At 63.9% G+C, this 20,860-nt stretch carries 20 protein-coding genes; 15 read left to right on the top strand and 5 right to left on the bottom strand.

What is annotated here, in order from left to right; translation table 11 throughout:
- Positions 1-5 precede the first annotated feature (5 nt).
- Entirely contained in the window at positions 6-293 is a 288-nt protein-coding gene (locus AB6804_RS08310; protein ID WP_035961866.1) for a DUF493 family protein, read from the top strand.
- On the opposite strand, the gene AB6804_RS08305 is transcribed toward AB6804_RS08310, so the two are convergent.
- Positions 277-1,230 carry a transcriptional regulator GcvA gene (locus AB6804_RS08305; protein WP_370886051.1) on the bottom strand — a complete coding sequence of 318 codons (954 nt, stop codon included), beginning with the start codon at positions 1,228-1,230 and terminating at the stop codon, positions 277-279. The genes AB6804_RS08310 and AB6804_RS08305 overlap by 17 nt on opposite strands.
- Before the next feature lie 123 nt (positions 1,231-1,353).
- Between AB6804_RS08305 and AB6804_RS08300 the strand changes: the two genes are divergently transcribed.
- The 6 genes from AB6804_RS08300 (at position 1,354) to AB6804_RS08275 (ending at position 8,607) form a co-directional block, all read left to right on the top strand.
- Positions 1,354-1,680, top strand: a complete 327-nt coding sequence (locus AB6804_RS08300) for a DUF2917 domain-containing protein (RefSeq protein ID WP_035961864.1) — start codon at positions 1,354-1,356, stop codon at positions 1,678-1,680.
- Between the two features lie 59 nt (positions 1,681-1,739).
- A complete protein-coding gene (gene lipB, locus AB6804_RS08295) occupies positions 1,740-2,540 on the top strand; it encodes a lipoyl(octanoyl) transferase LipB (RefSeq protein WP_370886050.1) in 801 nt (266 codons plus the stop codon).
- Entirely contained in the window at positions 2,537-3,544 is a 1,008-nt protein-coding gene (gene lipA / locus AB6804_RS08290) for a lipoyl synthase (RefSeq protein ID WP_370886049.1), read from the top strand. Before lipB ends, lipA begins: the two co-directional genes overlap by 4 nt.
- Positions 3,545-3,953: 409 nt before the next feature.
- Entirely contained in the window at positions 3,954-5,237 is a 1,284-nt protein-coding gene (locus AB6804_RS08285) for a dicarboxylate/amino acid:cation symporter (protein WP_370886268.1), read from the top strand.
- Between the two features lie 21 nt (positions 5,238-5,258).
- Positions 5,259-7,244: an ATP-binding protein gene (locus tag AB6804_RS08280; RefSeq protein ID WP_370886048.1), complete on the top strand. Its 1,986-nt coding sequence runs from the start codon at positions 5,259-5,261 to the stop codon at positions 7,242-7,244.
- A gap of 22 nt (positions 7,245-7,266) precedes the next feature.
- Complete coding sequence (locus AB6804_RS08275) at positions 7,267-8,607, top strand: sigma-54-dependent transcriptional regulator (RefSeq protein WP_370886047.1); 1,341 nt, start codon at positions 7,267-7,269, stop codon at positions 8,605-8,607.
- A gap of 57 nt (positions 8,608-8,664) precedes the next feature.
- On the opposite strand, the gene AB6804_RS08270 is transcribed toward AB6804_RS08275, so the two are convergent.
- On the bottom strand, positions 8,665-9,204 hold the full coding sequence (locus AB6804_RS08270) for a TlpA disulfide reductase family protein (protein ID WP_370886046.1): 540 nt from the start codon (positions 9,202-9,204) through the stop codon (positions 8,665-8,667).
- Between the two features lie 172 nt (positions 9,205-9,376).
- Between AB6804_RS08270 and AB6804_RS08265 the strand changes: the two genes are divergently transcribed.
- Positions 9,377-9,967 (top strand): hypothetical protein, encoded by a 591-nt coding sequence (locus tag AB6804_RS08265; protein WP_370886045.1) that lies wholly within the window; start codon positions 9,377-9,379, stop codon positions 9,965-9,967.
- Positions 9,968-10,319: 352 nt separating this feature from the next.
- On the opposite strand, the gene AB6804_RS08260 is transcribed toward AB6804_RS08265, so the two are convergent.
- Positions 10,320-11,858: a YifB family Mg chelatase-like AAA ATPase gene (locus AB6804_RS08260; protein ID WP_370886044.1), complete on the bottom strand. Its 1,539-nt coding sequence runs from the start codon at positions 11,856-11,858 to the stop codon at positions 10,320-10,322.
- A gap of 96 nt (positions 11,859-11,954) precedes the next feature.
- On the bottom strand, positions 11,955-12,215 hold the full coding sequence (locus tag AB6804_RS08255) for an accessory factor UbiK family protein (RefSeq protein WP_370886043.1): 261 nt from the start codon (positions 12,213-12,215) through the stop codon (positions 11,955-11,957).
- Between the two features lie 397 nt (positions 12,216-12,612).
- Between AB6804_RS08255 and AB6804_RS08250 the strand changes: the two genes are divergently transcribed.
- From AB6804_RS08250 to ptsP, 7 genes are all read left to right on the top strand, one after another.
- Complete coding sequence (locus AB6804_RS08250; RefSeq protein ID WP_014190273.1) at positions 12,613-12,951, top strand: P-II family nitrogen regulator; 339 nt, start codon at positions 12,613-12,615, stop codon at positions 12,949-12,951.
- A gap of 30 nt (positions 12,952-12,981) precedes the next feature.
- Entirely contained in the window at positions 12,982-14,451 is a 1,470-nt protein-coding gene (locus tag AB6804_RS08245; RefSeq protein ID WP_370886042.1) for an ammonium transporter, read from the top strand.
- A gap of 308 nt (positions 14,452-14,759) precedes the next feature.
- Positions 14,760-16,049, top strand: a complete 1,290-nt coding sequence (gene gshA, locus AB6804_RS08240) for a glutamate--cysteine ligase (protein ID WP_244793601.1) — start codon at positions 14,760-14,762, stop codon at positions 16,047-16,049.
- A gap of 50 nt (positions 16,050-16,099) precedes the next feature.
- On the top strand, positions 16,100-17,056 hold the full coding sequence (gene gshB, locus AB6804_RS08235; RefSeq protein WP_370886041.1) for a glutathione synthase: 957 nt from the start codon (positions 16,100-16,102) through the stop codon (positions 17,054-17,056).
- 222 nt (positions 17,057-17,278) lie between these two features.
- Positions 17,279-17,767, top strand: coding sequence for a PTS sugar transporter subunit IIA (locus AB6804_RS08230; RefSeq protein WP_035961851.1), 489 nt, complete (start codon positions 17,279-17,281; stop codon positions 17,765-17,767).
- Between the two features lie 36 nt (positions 17,768-17,803).
- Positions 17,804-18,073 carry an HPr family phosphocarrier protein gene (locus AB6804_RS08225; RefSeq protein WP_035961850.1) on the top strand — a complete coding sequence of 90 codons (270 nt, stop codon included), beginning with the start codon at positions 17,804-17,806 and terminating at the stop codon, positions 18,071-18,073.
- Positions 18,074-18,293: 220 nt separating this feature from the next.
- Positions 18,294-20,054: a phosphoenolpyruvate--protein phosphotransferase gene (gene ptsP / locus AB6804_RS08220; RefSeq protein WP_370886040.1), complete on the top strand. Its 1,761-nt coding sequence runs from the start codon at positions 18,294-18,296 to the stop codon at positions 20,052-20,054.
- A 1-nt stretch (position 20,055) separates the two neighbouring features.
- On the opposite strand, the gene AB6804_RS08215 is transcribed toward ptsP, so the two are convergent.
- Entirely contained in the window at positions 20,056-20,814 is a 759-nt protein-coding gene (locus tag AB6804_RS08215; RefSeq protein WP_370886039.1) for a ThiF family adenylyltransferase, read from the bottom strand.
- Positions 20,815-20,860 lie beyond the last annotated feature (46 nt).

The following is a 20,860-nucleotide window of genomic DNA, read 5'->3' as shown; positions in this document are numbered from 1 at the left end:
AAGCCATGTCCGATTCCACCAAACAACCTTCCAGCACCGACGACCTCTTCAATTTTCCGTGCGATTTCCCGATCAAGGTGATGGGCAAGTCGCACCCCGAGTTTCAGGACACCATCGTCACGGTCATCCGCGAGTTCGACGGCGAGTTCGACGTGACACGCGTCGAAACGCGGCCGTCGTCGGGCGGCAATTACACCGGGCTCACGTGCACCGTGCGCGCGCAGAATCGCGCGCATCTGGACGACATCTATCGCGCGCTCACCGGTCATCCGATGGTCAAGGTAGTGCTCTGAGATTGCCTGCGGGCGCATCGCACACGGCGGGGGTGCGCTCGTAGAGCAGGCGGAACTGTTCCGCTTCCGCGAAAATCCATTCACGAAACGCCTGAACGCGGGCCGTACCCAGCAACTCAGGCAGACAGACGAAGAAATAGGTCCACGGGCTCGGACCATCGACGTTGAAAAGCCGCACCAGCCTTCCCGCGATGATTTCCTGCATCGCGAGCGAGCGCCGCACGAGCGCAATTCCCTGGCCATCGATGGCCGCCTGCAGCAAATTCGACGAATCCTCGTATAAGACGCCGCGCTTCGGCTCCGGCACGTCGGGGAGACCGGCTGCGTCGAACCACGGGCGCCAGAGTTCGTCGCTCGAACGAAGGAGCTGAAAATTCGGCAGATCGGCCGGTGCGCGAGGCAACTGGCCGCCGTTCAAACGCGGCGAGCAGGCCGGGAAGAACACTTCGTCGAGCAAGGGTTCGGCGTGCACGCCGGCGTATTTGCCGAAACCGAAGCGGATGGCCAGATCGACATCGTCGCGGCTGAAATCGGTGAGCGAACTGGTCGACAGCAATTCGAGATCGAATTCCGGATGCCTCTCGATGAACCCGCCCACGCGCGACGTGAGCCAGCGCGCCGAGAACGACGGAATCGTCGATACGACCAGCCGGCGGTCGCGATCGCCCGCGCGGATGCGTCGCGTCGATTCGGCCATCGCGACGAGCGCCGCGCGCACATCCGCCGCGTACTGGCGGCCACGGTCGGTCAGCCGCACGCGCTTGCCGTCGCGGGCGAACAGCGTGACGGCCAACTCCGCTTCCAGCGCGCGAATCTGATGGCTGACCGCGCCGTGCGTGACGAAGAGTTCGTCGGCGGCGCGCGAGAAACTCTCGTGACGCGCGGCGGCTTCGAAGGCGCGCAGCGCGTTCAACGCGGGCAACTGGCGCAGGTCCATGTGGATCGATGTCGAGGCGTTTGTCAATTCGGCTCACATAGCGGTGAAAATTGATCGTTTTGTCGGATGCCTTGCTACGCCTAGGATTGTAGTCATCGAAACGTTCCCTTGGCGGAGTGGATCATGCGAGAAATATCGACAAGCATCACCTTTGAAATCAAGCCGGGCGAAACGGTGCCGATGCGCATCGCGCGCAGCACGCGGCTCACCGTTCATGGCGGCCCGGTCTGGGCGACGCGCAGCGACGACATCGAGGATTACTGGCTCGCGCCCGGCGATCGCCTCAAGCTGCGCAGCCGCGAACGGTTGTGGCTATCGGTGGAGGGCGACAAGCCGGCTTGCATCGTCTTCACGATGATGCCGCGCCGCGACGAACGCGCGATCCGTTGGCTGTCGAGCGCGATCGAGCGCCTTACGCAGCGTGCGCGCGCCGGCTGGCGCACCGTCTGAGCGCGCGTTTCCTTCCACCACGGGCGGGCATGGAGCGATTTCGGTAAACTACCGGAACCATGTCCGCCACGCCGCTTGCCTTCTCCCCCGAGCCTTCCCCCGATACCGTCGGCGTCCTGCACGACGTCAGGCTGCGCTGGCGCGGCGTCGAGCCGTACGGCGAAAGTTTCGACGCGATGCGCGCGTTCACCGACGCCCGCACGCCGGACACGCCCGATGAAATCTGGCTCGTCGAACATCCCCGGGTGTTCACGCTCGGTCTCGCGGGCGATCCCGCGCACCTCTTGCTGGCCGACAGCGGCATTCCGCTCGTCAAGGTGGATCGCGGCGGGCAGATCACGTATCACGGGCCGGGGCAGATCGTCGCTTACCTGCTGTTCGACTTGCGCCGCCGCAAGCTGATGGTGCGCGAGCTGGTGCGGCGCATCGAAGAGGCCGTCATCGAAACGCTCGCGACGTATAATCTCGCGACCGACCGCAAGGCTGGCGCGCCCGGCATTTATGTCGCGACGCCGTCGCCGGAGCAGGCGCAGCAAGGCGCGAACGTTCGTCTGCATCAGGCGCATGAGGGCGCGAAGATCGCCGCGCTCGGGCTCAAGATCCGCAATGGCTGCAGCTATCACGGCGTCAGCCTGAACGTGAAGATGGATCTGCGGCCGTTCCTCGCGATCAACCCGTGCGGCTACGCGGGACTCGAAACGGTCGACATGGCGACGCTCGGCGTCACCGCCGACTGGCACGACGTGGCGCTCACGCTTGCCGAAAGACTGGCGCTTCAGATAGACGGCTCACAGGGCGCCGCCGCTCAACCGCAAGACGGCGCGAGCCGTTTCGCTGCATCTACCGGATCAACCGAATGACTGACGCAACCGCAAACCTGGCCGGCGACACCGCTTCATCGGCGCCTGTTCCCAACACCGCTGCCTACGACGCAACCGCGAAGCAGAAGGCGCAGGCGAAGACATCGCGCATTCCGATCAAGGTCGTGCCGATCGAGAAGCTCAAGAAGCCGGACTGGATTCGCGTGCGTACGGCGACGGGCAATTCGCGGTTCTACGAGATCAAGCAGATTCTGCGCGAGCACAACCTGCATACGGTGTGCGAAGAGGCGAGCTGCCCGAACATCGGCGAATGTTTCGGCAAGGGCACGGCCACGTTCATGATCATGGGCGACAAGTGCACGCGCCGCTGCCCGTTCTGCGACGTCGGTCACGGCCGCCCCGATCCGCTCGACGCCGAAGAGCCGATCAATCTCGCACGCACCATCGGCGCGCTGAAGCTGAAGTACGTGGTGATTACGAGCGTCGACCGTGACGATCTGCGCGATGGCGGCGCGGCGCATTTCGTCGAGTGCATCCGGCAGGTGCGCGAGCATTCGCCGGAAACGCGCATCGAAATTCTGACGCCGGATTTCCGCGGCCGTCTGGATCGCGCGATCAACATCCTGACCGCCGCGCCGCCCGACGTGATGAATCACAACCTCGAAACGGTGCCGCGTCTCTATAAGGAAGCGCGTCCGGGCTCGGACTATCACCACTCGCTGAAGCTGCTGAAGGACTTCAAGGCGCTGCATCCCGAAGTCGCGACGAAGTCGGGCTTGATGGTCGGCCTCGGCGAAACCGAGGAAGAGATTCTTCAGGTGATGCGCGATCTGCGGGCGCACGACGTCGATATGCTGACGATCGGCCAGTACTTGCAGCCGTCCGAGCACCATCTGCCGGTGCGGGCTTACGTGCATCCGGACACGTTCAAGATGTACGAGGAAGAAGCGTACAAGATGGGCTTCACGCACGCGGCGGTCGGCGCGATGGTGCGCTCGAGCTATCACGCGGACGTTCAGGCGCACGGCGCTGGAGTCGTTTAAAGGGCGTGCGCTTTGGGCAGCAAGGAAACCCACGGTGACGTGGGTTTTTTTTCGGGCGTTCGAATTGTCCAGACCCTCGGACGCCCGCGTTCCGGATTTCCGGAAAGCGGGACGGCTCCCGCATCCGTCCTGCAAAAAATCTCGTCGCGACAAGCACTTAGGCGAAAAAGGAAGCTGGCATCGCCCTTGCAATGAGAAAGACACGGCCCGCGAAGCCGCTCATAAAAGTCAAGGAGACACGCCGATGACCCCTTTCGCATCCCGCCGTCCATAAATCCGTCGACGTAGCGGCTCTCGCTTACGCGACGCGATCCGGCGTGCGCGGCTTTCCCGCGCAACGACGCTTTGCCCGCTCTTCGCGGCTCGCCGCTGGCGCTCTTTTGCCAACTGCCTGATCTTGTCTGGAACCATCGTGAAGAAACCTTTCTATAAAGTCTTGTACGTGCAGGTGCTCGCTGCCATCGCCATCGGCATCTTGCTCGGGCATTTCTATCCCTCGTTCGCCACCGACATGAAACCGCTCGGTGACGCCTTCATCAAGCTCATCAAGATGGTCATCGGACCGATCATCTTCTGCACCGTCGTCACCGGCATCGCCGGGATGGAGGACATGAAGAAAGTCGGGCGCGTGGGCGGCAAGGCGCTGCTGTACTTCGAGGTCGTGTCAACGTTCGCGCTGGTTCTCGGCCTGATCGCCACGCACGTGCTGAAGCCGGGCGCCGGCTTCAACGTCGATCCGGCCACGCTCGACCACAAGGCGATCGATACCTACGCCGCGAAGGCGCACGGCCAGAGCACGGTCGACTTCTTCATGCACATCATTCCGGACACGCTCGTGTCGGCGTTCTCGCAAGGCGAAATCCTGCAGATCCTGCTGATCGCGCTGCTGTTCGGCTCGGTGCTCGCGCATCTCGGCGAGCGCGGCAAGGTGGTGACGACGTTCATCGAAGGTCTGTCGGGCGTGCTGTTCGGCATGGTCGGCATCATCACGAAGCTCGCGCCGATCGGTGCGTTCGGCGCGATGGCGTTCACCATCGGCAAGTACGGCATCGGCTCGCTCGTGCCGATGCTCAAGCTCATCGGCACGTTCTATCTGACGTCGATCGTGTTTGTCGTCGTGGTGCTGGGCACCATCGCGCGGATGGTCGGGTTCTCGGTGCTGCGCTTCATCGCGTACATCAAGGAAGAGATGCTTATCGTGCTCGGCACGAGTTCGTCCGAAGCCGCGCTGCCGCAACTGATGCTCAAGCTCGAAAAGCTCGGCTGCTCGCGTTCGGTCGTGGGTCTCGTCGTGCCGACCGGCTATTCGTTCAACCTCGACGGCACCAACATCTACATGACGATGGCCGTGCTGTTCATCGCGCAGGCGACGAATACGGATCTGACCTGGGGCCAGCAGTTGACGCTTCTCGCGGTCACGATGCTGACCTCGAAGGGCGCGAGCGGCGTGACCGGCGCGGGCTTCATCACGCTGGCGGCGACGCTGGCCGTGGTGCCGACCATTCCGCTGTCCGGCATGGTGCTGATTCTCGGCATCGACCGCTTCATGAGCGAATGCCGCGCGCTGACGAATATCGTCGGCAATGGCGTGGCGACGGTGGTGGTGTCGGCGTGGGAGCGTGAGCTCGACCGCAACAAGTTGCGCGCCGCTCTGAGTCGCGGCGGCGACGACACCGAAGCGGAAACCGTCTAAGCGGTCCGCGCCGGCAAAGCCATGCAACGCGCGGCGAAGCATCGATCGGCGAATGCATTGCCGCACGCGTCAGGCCCGGCGTACCCGGAAAACGCGTATGCCACAATGACGGATTCTCATTCGCGGGAATCTGTTCAAGTGACGCGCCGCATCCTCGTGTTCTTCGCGCTGCTTGCGCTGCTCACGGCGTGCTGCGCGCTCACGTGGCATATCGCATGGCAGCGCGGTATCGACGAGTTGCGGCGCAATGCGGCCGCCCGCGTCGACCGCACGACGAGCACGCTCAAGAGCACGCTCGACCGCTACGAATACCTTCCGTACCTTCTTTCACGCCACCCGTTCGTGCAGGACGTGCTGGCCGCGCCCGATGCGCGCAACGTCGATCGCGCGAACCGCTATCTCGAAGACCTCAATCGCCGCTCGCACGCGACCGCGACCTACCTGATCCGCGCCGATGGCTTTTGCGTCGCGGCGAGCAACTGGCGCGGGCCCGACAGCTTCGTTGGCGTGGAGTATCACTTCCGGCCGTATTTCGTCGATGCCATGAAAGGCGGCGTCGGACGTTTCTTCGGACTCGGCACGATTTCGCTGGAGCCGGGCTATTACATCTCGCAGCCGGTGTATCAGGAAGGCTCGCACGAACTGATCGGCGTGGCTGTCGTCAAGCTGAACCTCGAATGGCTGCAGGGCGCGGATGCGTCGGAACCGCTGCTCGTCACCGACGATCACGGCGTGATCTTTCTGTCGTCGGTGCCGTCTTGGAAATATCACACGGTGCGGCCGCTGCCGCAGAGCGTCGAGGCGTCGGTCTATTCGACGCGCCAGTACGCACAGCAGCCGATCACGCCGCTGCCGATGTCCGTCGTCGAGACGCTCGAAGGCGGCGCGCAGATCGTGCGCGTCGGCGGTGGGCTGAACGCGCCGAGCTTCCTTGCGACGCGACGCTCCATCGGCGAACCGGACTGGCAATTGATCACGATGGCGCCGCTCGATCCCATCGAAAGCGCCGCGCAGACGGCGGTCGTCGTGACCGCGCTCGTGTTTCTGTCGCTGTGCTTGCTGGCGTTCTACTGGCGGATGCGCCGCGCGCGCGTGCGCGAAATGATCCGCAGCCGCGAGATGCTGCAGACGGCGTATGCGGAATTGAATCAGCGCGTCGCGGAGCGCACCGCGGATCTGTCGCAGGCGAACGCGCAACTGACGAAGGAAGTGAACGAGCGCACGCGCGCCGAACAGGACCTGCGCGCCGCTCACGACGAACTGATTCAGGCCAGCAAGCTCGCCGCGCTCGGACAGATGGCCGCCGGCATCACGCATGAACTCAATCAGCCGCTCGCGGCGCTGCGCAGTTTTTCGGACAACACGCGCGTGCTGATCGATCGCGGCGATCAGGCGGCGGCGCGCGAAAATCTCGAAGCGATTGCCTCGCTGACCGAGCGCATGGGCAAGATCACGAATCAGTTGAAGCTCTTCGTCGCGAAGGCGCGCCCGAAGAACGCGCGCACGGACGTGGCCCGCGCGCTGCGCAATGTCTTCGCGATGCTCGGGCCGCGTCTGAAGAACGTCGCGCTGCAGGTCGCGCCCGAACTCGAAGGCGATGGCGCGGCCATTCATGTGCGGTGCGAGGATTTGCGGCTGGAGCAGGTGCTCATCAACCTGATTGGCAATGCGCTCGACGCCGTCGCTTCCTGCGATGCCCCGCGCATCGTCATCGAACTGGACGCGCGGCCGGACGCGGTCGAGATCATCGTGCGCGACAACGGTCCCGGCATTCCCGCCGATGCGTTGCCGCATCTGTTCGAACCGTTCTTCACGACGAAGGAGACGGGTCACGGACTCGGCCTCGGGCTCGCGATTTCATCGGCGATCGCGCGGGATTACGGCGGCACGCTCGTCGCGCGCAACGTCGTCGCGCCGATCGTCGCGGATGGCCCGGAAGGCGGCACGCAGGCCGACGCCGATCGCTCGCACGGCGCAGAATTCGTGTTGACGCTGCGTCGTGCATAGAAAACTGAATCGAGGCCAGACCATGACCACCGGCTTGCAGGTGATCTTCATCGAAGACGACGAACTCGTGCGGCGCGCGAGCGTCCAGAGCCTGCAACTCGCGGGCTTCGACGTGACGGGCCACGGGAGCGTCGAATCGGCCGCACGCGCCATCGACGCGAATTTTCCCGGCGTCATCGTCAGCGATATCCGGCTGCCCGGCGCAAGCGGTCTCGATCTGCTCGCGCAGTGCCGCGAGCGCGCGCCGGAGGTGCCCGTGCTGCTCGTCACCGGTCACGGCGATATTTCGATGGCCGTCCAGGCGATGCGCGACGGCGCGTACGACTTCATCGAGAAGCCGTTCGCGTCCGAGCGGCTCGTGGAAGCGGTGCGGCGCGCGCTGGAGCGCCGCAAGCTCGTGCTCGAAAATCAGGCGCTGCGGCGCGAACTGGCGGAGCAGAGCAGCGTGGCGCCGCGCATCATCGGACGCAGCCCGGCGATCGAGCAGGTGCGCCGGCTAATCGCGAACGTCGCACCGACGGATGCGTCCGTGCTCATCAACGGCGATACCGGCGCGGGCAAGGAACTGATTGCGCGCAGCCTGCACGATTTGTCGCCGCGTCGCGACAAGCCGTTTATCGCAGTGAATTGCGGCGCGCTGCCGGAGCCGATGTTCGAATCCGAGATGTTCGGCTTCGAAGCGGGCGCTTTCACCGGCGCGCAGAAGCGGCGCATCGGCAAGCTGGAGCACGCGTCGGGCGGCACGCTGTTTCTCGATGAAATCGAAAGCATGCCGCTCTCGCTACAGGTGAAATTGCTGCGCGTGCTGCAGGATGGCGTGCTCGAACGGCTCGGCTCCAATCAGCCGGTGCGGGCGAATCTGCGCGTCGTGGCGGCGGCGAAGGGCGACATGAACGAACACGTCGCCCAGGGCACGTTCCGGCGCGATCTGCTGTATCGGCTCAATGTCGTGACGATCACGCTGCCGCCGCTCAACGAGCGCCGCGAAGACATCGTGCCGCTCTTCGAACACTTTCTGCTCGATGCCGCCGTGCGCTACGAGCGGCCCGCGCCGCTCATCACAGACCGCCAGCGCGCCGAACTGATGCAGCGCGACTGGCCCGGCAACGTACGCGAACTGCGCAACGCGGCGGACCGGATGGTGCTCGGCGTGATCGACGATATCGGCGCATCGGCCGATATGACGACGCAGTCGCTCAAGGAGCGCACCGAGCAGTTCGAACGCGCGGTCATCGGGGAAACGCTGGAACAGTGCGGCGGCGCGGTGGCGGTGGCGGCGGATCGCTTGCAGGTCGGCAAGGCGACGCTTTACGAGAAGATCAAGCGGTACGGGCTCGCGGCAAAGGGCGATTCCGACCGCTAGACGCGATACAAACGACAACGCCCGCCGAAGCGGGCGTTGTTCATCGCGCAATCAGGCTCAGGCTGCCGAGCCGAGCGCCTTGTCCAGCAGCGCGTCGAGTTCCGCGAACGTCGGTTCGCCGACATAGCGCTTCAGGATCTTGCCGTTCTTGTCGATGACGAAGGTCGTCGGCGTGAGCTGCACGTTGCCGAACTGCTTGGCGGCGCTGCCGTCGTCCATGGCGACCTTGAACGGCAGGTTGCGCGTTTGCGCGTAGTTGCTGACGTACATCGGGGCGTCGTAGCTCATCGCCACGGCGACGAATTCCAGGCCGCGCCCCTTGAACTTGTTGTACGTGTTGATCATGTCGGGCATTTCCTTCATGCAGGTCTCGCAGCTCGTCGCCCAGAAATTGACGAGATAGACCTTCCCTTTCAGGTCGCCCGAGGTCGAGATTTTTTGACCCGACAGCAGCGTGAACGTGGCGTCGGGAACGCGCTGCTGGCCGCCGAACGCGAAATAGCCGGTGCATGCGATAACGCCGGCGATCAGCGCCATCACGATGTAACGCAACGGACTCTTCGCGCGTGCGGAAGTGGCTTCGGTGGTTTGGGACATGTGGAACCTCGAATTGCGGACTCGAGCGCCGCGATGGGCGCAATCGCAAAGAAACGTGTCAAGCATTCTACGCCAATCGCCCAATGCGGCGTCACAGTCGACGGCTCGCGCCAGCAGCCGCGAGGGGCGACGCCGCGGCGCGATAATGATGCTTTTCCTGGCATCGATCGATATGAAGCGAGTTTCAACTTCCATCACGGCGAATGTGCGCCTTTTTGCCGCAGGTCTTGCATCGCCGGTTGCGGCGGTGTGCGCGTCGCTGGCTTGCGCTGCGCTCGTCGCCTGCACGCCTTCGTACGACTGGCGAACGATTCAGAACAACGACGACGGCTACGAAGTGACGCTGCCCGCCAAGCCGCGTGCGGCGGAACGCAAAGTCGAAATCGCGGGCCAGCCGATGACGATGCGCATGCAAACCGCCGAAGCCAACGACGCGGTGTTCGCCGTCGGCACGGTCGTCCTGCCGAGCGCCGATCCGCAACTCCAGCGCGCGGCGCTCGACTATCTCGTACAGGGACTCGCGCGGAACGTAAACGCGCGGCCGGACGCTCGCGCGACGCAGATAGAGCTTGCCGCCGGTGGCCGTGTGCTGGGCAGCGAGATGCGGGTAACGGGCCAAAGCGGTGATCAGCGCGAGGCGCGGACGATTCAGGCTCGCTTCGTCGCGCGCGGCGCGCATGTCTATCAACTGGCCATCGTCGCGGACAAGACACCGCCAGCCGAGCAGGCCGATCAGTTCTTCACGTCCTTCAAGCTTTTTTAGAGGAATGCCTCGAATTAAGTTAACGCCGAGTTAAAAGGGAGTGTTGGCAACTTCGCGCAGTGAAAGTTCCTTCGAAGCAACGACGCGTAATCCACGGATTTGTCAGGGCTTTTTTCACTATCCACAATATCTGTGGATAACTTTGTGGAAAAGAGTGTGCGGCAGGCATCAAAAGCCCGAGTCGCGCGGTTGCGCTTACTTTGCCCTTGTTCTCGGCAAGTTAATTAATTCAATAAAATCAATGGTCTGTGAAATGCGCATGCCGAGGCGGTGGGAGTCGGTCACGCGCGGGTGCGGATCGCCTTCGTGTGCATAAGTCAAGTCTTGACAACCATTCTTTCGCGGTCCCCGGTCAGGCGATCGACACCGCACGCCGATACTGCACCGCCTCCGCGACATGCGACGCATCCGGCGTGTCGGCCCCCGCGAGGTCGGCGATCGTGCGGACGACCTTGAGCACGCGATAGTAGGCGCGCGCCGACCAGCCGAATCGCTCGCCCGCCGATCGCAACAGCGATTCGCCCGTTGCATCGGGGCGGCAGACATCGTCGGCCTCGCGTCCGTCGAGTTCGCGGTTCGTCTTGCCCTGCCGCCGCAACTGAATGTCGCGCGCCACGGCGACGCGCGCCGCGACTTCCGCGCTCGACTCGCCGCGCTTTGCCGTCCGCGCCGACAACTCTGCCGGCGACAACGCGGGCAACTCGATCTGAATATCGATGCGATCCATCAGCGGACCGGAAAGCTTGCGCAGATACCGGGCGGCGATTTCCGGCGAGCACCGGCAACGCCCGCCCGGATCGCCGCGCCAGCCGCATGGGCAGGGGTTCATCGCCGCGACGAGCTGACATGCTGCCGGGAAATCCGCCTGTTGAGCGGCGCGCGAAATGGTGATGCGCCCCGCCTCCAGTGGCTCGCGAAGGGTTTCGAGGACTTTGCGGTCGAATTCGGGCAGTTCGTCGAGGAACAGGACGCCCAGGTGCGCCAGCGTGATTTCGCCCGGCTGTGGCGGATTGCGTCCGCCGACGAGTGCGACGGAACTCGACGAATGATGCGGCGCGCGGAATGGCCGCTGACGCCACTGCGCGGGCGTGAAGCCGATCGAACTCGCCGAGAGGATCGCGGCGGAAGTCAGGGCTTCGTCGTCGGTCATCGGCGGGAGGAGGCCGGGAAGACGCGTGGCGAGCATCGACTTTCCTGCGCCGGGCGGTCCGACCATCAGCAGATGATGCCCGCCCGCCGCCGCGACTTCGAGCGCCCGCCGCGCACCGGGATGGCCGATCACGTCCGCGAGATCGGGCGATGGAACGGCGGTCGCATCGGATAGCGTCGTGGCCTGCACCGGACCAAGGCGCGCATCGGGCACGCCGTTGAGATGAGCGCACAGCGCGCGGAGGTCGTCCGCACCGTACACGCCGATGCCGGGCACCAGCGCGGCTTCGGCAGCACTCGCGAGCGGAAGGTAGATGTCGGGGACGCGCGAATCGGAACTCGCATATTGGCGGGCCGCGCCGCAAACCATCGCGAAGGCGCCGCGCATCGGCCGCAGCGCGCCCGTCAGCGATAACTCTCCCGCGAACTCCCGATGCGCCAGCGATTCAGCCGGAATCTGCCCGCTCGCGGCGAGAATGCCGAGCGCGATCGGCAAATCGAAGCGGCCCGATTCTTTCGGAAGATCGGCGGGCGCGAGATTGACGGTGATGCGGCTGACGGGAAAGTCGAAGCCGCAGTTCTGAAGCGCGGCGCGCACGCGCTCGCGGCTTTCGCGGACTTCGAGATCGGGAAGGCCGACGATCGAGAACGACGGCAACCCGTTGGATAAATGGACTTCGACGACGACTTCCGGCGCGCGCCCAGGCGCGGGCGCGCGGCTGCGTACCACGGCAAGCGACATGATTTCACCCGATACGGCGCGACCGAAAAGCCGCGCCGGCAATGAGACTAGAACTTCACGGCTCGCCGGCCGGATACGAGAAAAAGGGCGGGCGTGTCAGTCCTGCGACGTGCCGCCACTCACGGCCCGCTGTTCCAGTTGCGCGACGCGCTTTTCCAGCTCTTCAAGACGCGCGCGGGTGCGCACGAGCACTTGCGTCTGCGTGTCGAATTCCTCGCGCGTGACGAGGTCGAGTCTGGAGAAGCCCTGCTGGAGCATCGCCTTCATGTTTTTTTCGACGTCCTTCGCCGGCGAATTGCGAAACAGTTCGCTCATTTTCTGCTGAAGGTCGTTGAATACGTCGTTGGGCTGCTTCATCGTTTTCTCCCTTGTGCACAAATAATGTGCATTCATCGTTAGGTCAGTGCCCCGCAGTTTCGAATGGTCGATATTGGTGCGTCGATGCAATGCGGCGACGCGCGGCGGGGCAGTCCCGAAGGCGACGCGATTTTAGCGCCGGCGCCCGGCCTTCTTCGCCGTCCCTGCCCTTATTACGGGGACTTCGGGACCACTCTAGCAATGAACCTGCCCCTCCGCCAGCGCGTAACTGCCGCTTTAGCCATTCGGCAGAGGCAACGCCCGTTTCCTGTCGAAATCGCGCAAACCCGCGTCGTTATTAGCATGGCATCGGAGTTGCATAAACGGCGCGACCTTTTCTGCACGCTTTTTCACCGAACGGCACGCGGAAAGATCAGGAAACCACAGCGAGGGATACATGAAGCTCATTACCGCAATCATCAAGCCGTTCAAGCTGGACGAAGCGCGTGAAGCGTTATCGGCGATCGGCGTGTCGGGGATCACCGTGACCGAAGTGAAAGGCTTCGGCCGCCAGAAGGGGCATACGGAGCTGTATCGCGGCGCGGAATACGTCGTCGACTTTCTGCCGAAGGTGAAGATCGAGGCGGCCGTGTCGGACGACATCGTCGATCAGGCGATCGAAGCCGTCGAGCGTGCCGCGCGCACGGGCAAGATCGGCGACGGGAAGATCTTCGTGACCGCGATCGAGCAGGTCATTCGCATTCGTACCGGCGAGACCGGCGCGGACGCGCTCTAAGAAAAATCGGCGATAAGAGGAACCAGAAGAATGCGTAACTTTTTGATGTCATTGTTGGTGGCGACCGCGCTTGCCGGCGCGACTGCCGGCACCGCTCTCGCTCAGGACGCGTCGGCTCCGGCCGCCGCGTCGGCGCCCGCAACGGAGGCCGCGTCGGCCGCGAGCGCGCCGGCCAGCGCCAATACGGCGATGGCTTCGTCGGCGGAAGCGGCATCGGCTGCACAGGCCGCATCCGAGGCAGCACCCGCCGCGCCGACCGAACCGTTCATGGTCGATTCATCGAAGATCAGTTCCGGCGACACCGCGTGGATGCTGACCTCCGTCGCACTCGTGCTGTTCATGACGATTCCGGGCCTCGCGCTCTTCTACGCCGGCATGGTCCGCAAGAAGAACGTCCTCGCCACCGTGATGCAGAGCTTCGCCATCTGCTGCCTGGTTACGATTCTCTGGACGGTCGTCGGCTACAGCATCGCGTTCACGCCGGGCGGCTCGTTCCTCGGCGGCTTCTCGCGCGTGTTCCTGCACGGCCTGGCCTACGTCAAGGGCGACAAGGCGACGACGCTCACCGTCAGCCATCTCGCCTCGACCATTCCGGAGTCGGTCTACTTCGCGTTCCAGCTGACGTTCGCGATCATCACGCCGGCGCTCATCACCGGTGCATTCGCCGACCGCATGAAGTTCTCCGCAATGCTCGTCTTCATGGCGCTGTGGTCGCTGCTCGTCTACTCGCCGATCGCCCACATGGTCTGGGAACCGACCGGCTGGCTGGCATCGGCGGGCGTGCTGGACTTCGCGGGCGGCACGGTGGTTCACATCAACGCGGGTATCGCGGGCCTGATGTGCTGTATCGTCCTCGGCAAGCGCGTCGGCTATGGCCGCGAAGTGATGGCGCCGCACAACCTGGTGCTGTCGCTGATCGGCGCGTCGATGCTGTGGGTGGGCTGGTTCGGCTTCAACGCGGGTTCGGCGGTGGCTGCTGACGGCCGTGCCGGCTTCGCGATGCTGACGACGCAGATCGCCACCGCGTTTGCCGCGTTCGGCTGGATGTTCGCGGAGTGGATCACGAAGGGCAAGCCGTCGGTGCTCGGCATCATTTCGGGCGCGGTCGCGGGTCTGGTCGCGGTGACGCCGGCTTCGGGCTTCGTCGGCGTGACGGGCGCGATCGTGATCGGCATCGTCGCGGGCGTCGTCTGCTTCTGGTCGGCCACCTGGCTCAAGCACAAGTTCAACTACGACGACTCGCTCGACGCGTTTGGCGTGCACGGCGTCGGCGGGATCATCGGTGCGCTTCTGACCGGCGTGTTCGCAGTGAAGGACATCGGCGGTTTCGACGGCAGCCTGCTCGTGCAGGCGAAAGGCGTGATCGTCACGCTGATCTACTCGGGCGTCGTCAGCTTCATCCTGCTCAAGGTCATCGACATGGTCATGGGCTTGCGCGTCACCGAGGAACAGGAACGCGAAGGCCTCGACGTCACCTTGCATGGCGAGCACGTCGAATGACGCACCGAAGACATCATCGCGACCGGCACGCGCCGGCGCGATGAAAAGAACGAGCGCAGCGACTTGGCCCGCCTTCGATGGCGGGTTTTTTTTGCCATGCGACCGGCCGCATTCTTCGTCCAGCGGCGCCTGACTGCGAAATGCTTGCCGAAGGCCGGGAAACCTTGGTAATTGGCGGCCCATCCCCAATTAGGCAAAGCAATTGCTCTACAATCTTTCGTCTCTTTCGTCTCTTTCGTCTCTGTCGGCCGGCGCTTTCGTGTTGACGCGCGATGCCGGTCCCATGCAAAGCTGTCCGCGAGAAATCAATGGTTCCGCATTTAGTTACGGCGTTGAATGGTCCTCTGCTCGATCTCGAGCGGAAAATCCTGGAGGCCACGCCTGCCATCGAGCGGTGGTTTCGTCTTGAATGGCAGGAGCACACGCCGCCGTTTTATTGTTCCGTCGATCTGCGTAACGCGGGGTTCAAGCTCGCGCCCGTCGATACGAATCTGTTCCCGGGCGGCTTCAACAACTTGCCTCAAGAAGTGCTGCCGCTGGCCGTGCAGGCGGCCATGGCGTCCATCGAAAAAATCTGCCCCGACGCGAAAAATCTGCTCGTGATTCCCGAGCGGCATACGCGCAATGCGTTCTATCTCGAGAACGTCGCCCGGCTTGCAACCATCATGCGGCAGGCGGGCCTGAACGTCCGCTTCGGCACGCTCGATGAAAACATTCACGGCCCGGTGACGATTCCGCTCGCCGATGGCCAGAAGATCGTGCTGGAACCGCTCGAGCGCACGCCGCGGCGTCTGGGCCTCAAGAATTTCGATCCGTGTTCCATTCTGCTCAACAACGATCTCTCGGCGGGCATTCCGCCGGTGCTGGAGAATCTGCACGAGCAGTATCTGCTTCCGCCGCTGCATGCCGGCTGGGCCGTGCGCCGCAAGTCGACGCACTTTTCCTGCTACGACGATGTCGCGAAGAAGTTCGCGAAGATGGTCGAGATCGACCCGTGGATGGTGAATCCGTACTTCGCGCACGTCGAAGGCGTGGACTACGAAGCGCGCACGGGCGAGGAAGCGCTCGCGGACGCCATCGACGGCGTCATCAAGAAGATCGCGAAGAAGTATCGTGAGTACGGCATCAGTGAGAAGCCGTATGTCGTCATCAAGGCGGATGCCGGCACCTACGGCAAGGGCGTGATGACCGTGCACGATGCGAGCGAAGTCGCCGCGCTCACCAAGCGCGAGCGCGTCAAGATGAACGACGCGAAGGAAGGGCTGCAAGTCCACGACGTGATCGTGCAGGAAGGCGTGCATACGTTCGAGCGCGTCGGCAATGCGGTCGCGGAGCCGGTGGTTTACATGATCGACCGGTACGTGGTCGGCGGCTTCTATCGCGTGCATGAATCGCGCGAGCGCGATCAGAACCTCAACGCGCCGGGCATGCACTTCGTGCCGCTCGGCTTCGAGCACACCGCGCTGCCCGACACGCACGCGAAGCCCGGCGCGGCGCCGCCGAACCGCTTCTACATGTATGGCGTGGTCGCGCGGCTCGGGCTGCTCGCGGCATCGGTGGAACTGGAAAAGACCGATCCGGAAGCCATTCAGGTCTAATTGCGCGGCTTGCGGTAAGCTCGCAGGCCGCGTCAATCAAGCGAATACTCATGGACATCCTCTTTATCGCCGACCCGCTCGATCGCTTCAGGATCTACAAGGATTCGACCTACGCGATGATGGCCGAAGCCGCGCGCCGCGGCCACGTGCTCTACGCCTGCGAGCCGCATCAGCTTGCGTGGACGGGCGGCGCGGTGGAGGCGAGCGTGCGCCGCATTGCGATCGTCGGCGATGAAGCCGATAGCGGCCGCTCTCCGTGGTACTCGGCGCAAGAGCCGGAGAACGTATCGCTCGCGAAGTTCGACGCGGTGCTGATGCGCAAGGACCCGCCGTTCGACCTCGAATACGTGAACGCGACGTGGCTGCTGGAGATGGCGGAACGGCAAGGCGCGCGCGTATTCAACAAGCCGCAGGCAATTCGCGATCATTCGGAAAAGCTCGCGATCGCGGAATGGCCGCAATACGTGGCGCCGACGCTCGTCACGCGCGATTCCGCACGCCTGCGCGCATTCCACGCCGAACACGGCGACGTCATTCTGAAGCCGCTCGACGGCATGGGCGGCATGGGCGTGTTCCGCGTGAAGGCGGACGGCATGAACCTCGGTTCGATAATCGAGATGCTGAGCGAGGACGGCGCGCGCATGGTCATGGCGCAGAAGTTCATCCCGCAGATTTCGGACGGCGACAAGCGCATCTTGCTGATCGGCGGCGAGCCGGTGCCGTATTCCCTCGCGCGCATTCCGCAAGGCGGCGAAGTGCGCGGCAATCTCGCGGCGGGCGGACTTGGCCGCGCGCAACCGCTTTCGGCGCGCGATCGCGAAATCGCGGAGGCGCTCGGGCCGGTGCTACAGGCGCGCGGGCTGCTGCTCGTCGGGCTGGATGCGATCGGCGACTATCTCACCGAAGTCAACGTCACGAGCCCGACCTGCTTCCGCGAAATCATGGATCAGACCGGCTTCGACGTGGCGGGCATGTTCATCGACGCGCTGGAGCGCGCGGTCGGCTGACGAGGGGCGCTGCTGCGCGTCTGGCGCAGTGCAAAACGTGCGCCGCCGGCACTGTTACAATCAACTTCCCGGCGGCTTGCATCTGGGGCTGGATCACATTTCAGCAGCGCGGTCGACAGTTGATTCCCGACCGCCCGGACGCATATGCCACTTGCACCACGCGACGCTCGCGCGCTTTCGAGCGAACTCTGACGTTTCGTTCACAGAGGCAGCAATCCCGATATGGCTGGCATTCTGATCATCGCGCATGCACCGCTCGCTACCGCGCTTCGCGAGTGCGTCGCGCACATTTACGGCGGCTTGCCCGCGCGCATCGGCGTCATCGACGTGATGCCCGACTGCGATCCCGTCGAAGTCCGCGCGTTCGCGCGCTCCGAGATAGATCGTCTAAGGGAAGGCAACGGCGCGATCGTGCTGACGGACGTTTTCGGCGCGACGCCGGCCAACATCGCGGCGAGCCTGGCGGATGCCGACGTGCGCATCCTTTCCGGCGTTAATCTGCCGATGCTCGTACGCGCCGTCTGTTACCGCGCGACGCCGCTCGACACGCTGTCGGAAAAGATCCTCCAAGGCGGTTCGAAGGGCATTCAGGAACTGGACGCGTCCACGCCGCTCAACCCCTGCGCAATCGCGACGAAAGTCGCCGGTTCGCCCGATCCTGCCTGCTCGGCAAGCGCCGATCTGGCCGCCGCCAAAGCCGCCAGTCACTGACGCCGCTTCATTCATCCACTAGCGTTCCGGAGCATCATGCTGCAACAAGAAACAACGATCGTGAACAAGCTGGGGCTCCATGCGCGCGCTTCGGCCAAGCTCACGCAACTCGCGGGGAGTTTTCAGTGCGAAATCTGGATGAGCCGCAATGGCCGCCGGATCAACGCAAAGAGCATCATGGGCGTGATGATGCTGGCCGCAGGCATCGGCAGCACGGTGACGATCGAAACCGAAGGCCCGGATGAAGCCGAAGCGATGCAAGCGATCCTCGCCTTGATCGCGGACAAGTTCGGCGAAGGGCAATAAGTCCATCATTTCTGCATCGACCATCAAGAGCCGCGCATCGACGCGGCTTTTTTGCGCCTCGGCGCTTTGCCAAGGACGAAGCAGTCTGCAACCAGCACGGCTTCCACGCGGCAGTCCGTGCAGGGACTTTGGAATACTTCGAACTTATAATGGCTTCGGCGGCCAGCGCCCCCGCGGATTTTGAGAGACCGCGGATACATCACAAATAGAGGAGGTGCGCGTGTCTTTCACGCTGCATGGAATTCCCGTCTCACGAGGCATCGCCATCGGGCGAGCGTATCTGATTGCGCCCGCCGCGCTGGATGTTGCGCATTACCTGATCGAAGCCGATCAGATCGACGCTGAAATCGAACGATTCCTGACAGCGCAAGCCGCTGTCGCCGCCGAACTCGATGCGCTGCGCGAAGACCTCGCCGCCGATGCGCCCAGCGAGATGGGCGCGTTCATCAACGTCCACATGATGATCCTGAACGACGCCATGCTCGTGCAGGAAACCATCGACCTCATTCGCACGCGCCGCTACAACGTCGAGTGGGCGCTGACCGAACAGCTCGACATCCTCGGCAGTTTTTTCGATGAAATCGAGGACGAATACCTGCGCGAACGCAAGGCCGACGTCGAGCAGGTCGTCGAACGTCTGCTGAAGGCGCTCGCGGGTGCGCCGACCGCCGCGTCGCTCGTCGTGCATACGGCCGCGAGCAACGGCCACAACGAGATGATCGTCGTCGCGCACGACATCGCGCCCGCTGACATGCTCCAGTTCAAGACACAGGCGTTCAAGGGCTTCGTCACCGACCTCGGCGGCCGCACGTCGCATACGGCGATCGTCGCGCGCAGTCTCGGCATTCCGGCGTCCGTCGGCGTGCAGCAGGCGAGCGTGCTGATTCGTCAGAACGATCTCATCATCGTCGATGGCGATCATGGCATCGTCATCGTCGATCCCGCGCCGATCGTCCTCGAAGAATATTCGTATCGGCAAAGCGAGAAGCTGCTCGAACAGCGCAAGCTGCAGCGCCTGAAGTTCTCGCCGACGCAGACGCTGTGCGGCACGAAGATCGAGCTGTGCGCGAACATCGAGCTGCCCGACGATGCGCAAGTGGCCGTCGAAGCCGGCGCGATGGGCGTCGGCCTGTTCCGCACCGAATTCCTGTTCATGAATCACAAGGACCGGCTGCCGGAAGAAGAAGAGCAGTTCGAGGCGTACAAGCGCGCGGTCGAACTGATGAACGGCAAGCCGGTGACGATCCGCACGATCGACGTCGGCGCCGACAAGCCGCTCGATTCGATGAGCGCCGGTGACGCCTACGAGACCGCGCCGAATCCGGCGCTCGGCTTGCGCGCGATCCGCTGGAGCCTCTCTGAACCGCAGATGTTCATGACGCAACTGCGCGCGATTCTGCGCGCGTCCGCGTTCGGTCCGACCAAGATTCTGATTCCGATGCTCGCGCACGCGCAGGAAATCGATCAGACGCTCGATCTGATCCGCGAGGCGAAGCGCCAGCTGGACGACGCGGGCATCGCGTATGACCGGCAGGTGCAGATCGGCGCGATGATCGAGATTCCCGCGGCGGCCATCGCGGTGCAGTTATTCCTGAGCCGGCTGGATTTCCTGTCGATCGGGACCAACGACCTGATCCAGTACACGCTCGCAATCGACCGCGCGGACAACTCCGTCGCGCATCTCTACGATCCGCTGCATCCGGCGGTGCTGCATCTGATCGCGTTGACGCTGCGCGAGGCGAAGCGCGCGGGCGTGCCGGTTTCGGTGTGCGGGGAAATGGCGGGCGATCCGTCGGTCACGCGCCTGTTGCTCGGGCTCGGGCTGACGGAATTCTCGATGCATCCGAGCCAGTTGCTCGTCGTGAAGCAGGAAATTCTGCGCTCGAACCTCAAGGCGCTGGAAAAGCCCGTCGCGGACGTGCTCGCGTCCTTCGAGCCGAACGAGTTGCAGGCCGCGCTGGCCCGGCTGCAAAAAGCCTGAGCTACCCTGCGTGACGCGCGCCGCAGACCGGGCAATCCGGCTGCCGCGCGATCTTCATCGTGTTCCATTCCATGTGCAGCGAGTCGAGCATCATGAGCCGGCCCGCGAGCGTCTCCCCGAAACCGCCGATCACGCGCAACGCTTCTGCTGCCTGCATCGCGCCGATGATGCCGACCGTCGGCGAGAACACGCCCATCGTCGAGCACGCGACTTCCTCGAATGCCTGATCCGGCGGGAAAACGCAGGCATAACAGGGCGATTCAGGCGAGCGGAAATCGAAGGTGCTGATCTGCCCGTCGAAGCGCAGCGCCGCGCCGGAGACGAGCGGCACGCCATGCGCGACGCACGCCGCGTTGATCGCGTGGCGCGTTGCGAAGTTGTCGCTGCAATCGAGCACGACGCTCGCGCCGGGCACGTTCGCATCGAGCCAGGCGGCGTCGGCGCGGGCGTTGATCGCGTCGATTCGCACGTCCGGGTTCAGCGCGTTCAGCGTCTGCCGCGCGGATTCGACCTTCGCTTGTCCGACCGAGCGCGTCGCATGCACGATCTGCCGCTGCAGGTTCGTGAGATCGACGGTATCGGCGTCGACGAGCGTCAGCGTTCCGACACCCGCAGCCGCGAGATACATTGCGGCGGGCGCGCCCAAGCCGCCCGCACCGACGATGATCGCCCGCGCATCGAGAAAACGCTGCTGCGCTTCGATGCCGATTTCATCGACGAGAATGTGGCGGGAATAGCGGAGGAGTTGGTCGTCGTTCATCGAGCGAGCGCGTGGATACGCCGATATTGCTGCGAAGGGAACGCCG

It is taken from the genome of Caballeronia sp. RCC_10 (genome assembly GCF_041360715.1).
In the GTDB taxonomy this organism is placed as follows: domain Bacteria; phylum Pseudomonadota; class Gammaproteobacteria; order Burkholderiales; family Burkholderiaceae; genus Caballeronia; species Caballeronia grimmiae.
This window is presented reverse-complemented; position numbering and strand designations above follow the sequence as displayed.

What these genes read in the sequence shown, in the direction of transcription:
- AB6804_RS08310 (WP_035961866.1), top strand. Translation starts at nt 6, where the DNA reads ATGTCCGATTCCACCAAACAACCTTCCAGCACCGACGACCTCTTCAAT.
- AB6804_RS08305 (WP_370886051.1), bottom strand. Translation starts at nt 1,230, where the DNA reads ATGGACCTGCGCCAGTTGCCCGCGTTGAACGCGCTGCGCGCCTTCGAA.
- AB6804_RS08300 (WP_035961864.1), top strand. Translation starts at nt 1,354, where the DNA reads ATGCGAGAAATATCGACAAGCATCACCTTTGAAATCAAGCCGGGCGAA.
- lipB (WP_370886050.1), top strand. Translation starts at nt 1,740, where the DNA reads ATGTCCGCCACGCCGCTTGCCTTCTCCCCCGAGCCTTCCCCCGATACC.
- lipA (WP_370886049.1), top strand. Translation starts at nt 2,537, where the DNA reads ATGACTGACGCAACCGCAAACCTGGCCGGCGACACCGCTTCATCGGCG.
- AB6804_RS08280 (WP_370886048.1), top strand. Translation starts at nt 5,259, where the DNA reads ATGCAACGCGCGGCGAAGCATCGATCGGCGAATGCATTGCCGCACGCG.
- AB6804_RS08275 (WP_370886047.1), top strand. Translation starts at nt 7,267, where the DNA reads ATGACCACCGGCTTGCAGGTGATCTTCATCGAAGACGACGAACTCGTG.
- AB6804_RS08270 (WP_370886046.1), bottom strand. Translation starts at nt 9,204, where the DNA reads ATGTCCCAAACCACCGAAGCCACTTCCGCACGCGCGAAGAGTCCGTTG.
- AB6804_RS08265 (WP_370886045.1), top strand. Translation starts at nt 9,377, where the DNA reads ATGAAGCGAGTTTCAACTTCCATCACGGCGAATGTGCGCCTTTTTGCC.
- AB6804_RS08260 (WP_370886044.1), bottom strand. Translation starts at nt 11,858, where the DNA reads ATGTCGCTTGCCGTGGTACGCAGCCGCGCGCCCGCGCCTGGGCGCGCG.
- AB6804_RS08255 (WP_370886043.1), bottom strand. Translation starts at nt 12,215, where the DNA reads ATGAAGCAGCCCAACGACGTATTCAACGACCTTCAGCAGAAAATGAGC.
- AB6804_RS08250 (WP_014190273.1), top strand. Translation starts at nt 12,613, where the DNA reads ATGAAGCTCATTACCGCAATCATCAAGCCGTTCAAGCTGGACGAAGCG.
- AB6804_RS08245 (WP_370886042.1), top strand. Translation starts at nt 12,982, where the DNA reads ATGCGTAACTTTTTGATGTCATTGTTGGTGGCGACCGCGCTTGCCGGC.
- gshA (WP_244793601.1), top strand. Translation starts at nt 14,760, where the DNA reads ATGGTTCCGCATTTAGTTACGGCGTTGAATGGTCCTCTGCTCGATCTC.
- gshB (WP_370886041.1), top strand. Translation starts at nt 16,100, where the DNA reads ATGGACATCCTCTTTATCGCCGACCCGCTCGATCGCTTCAGGATCTAC.
- AB6804_RS08230 (WP_035961851.1), top strand. Translation starts at nt 17,279, where the DNA reads ATGGCTGGCATTCTGATCATCGCGCATGCACCGCTCGCTACCGCGCTT.
- AB6804_RS08225 (WP_035961850.1), top strand. Translation starts at nt 17,804, where the DNA reads ATGCTGCAACAAGAAACAACGATCGTGAACAAGCTGGGGCTCCATGCG.
- AB6804_RS08215 (WP_370886039.1), bottom strand. Translation starts at nt 20,814, where the DNA reads ATGAACGACGACCAACTCCTCCGCTATTCCCGCCACATTCTCGTCGAT.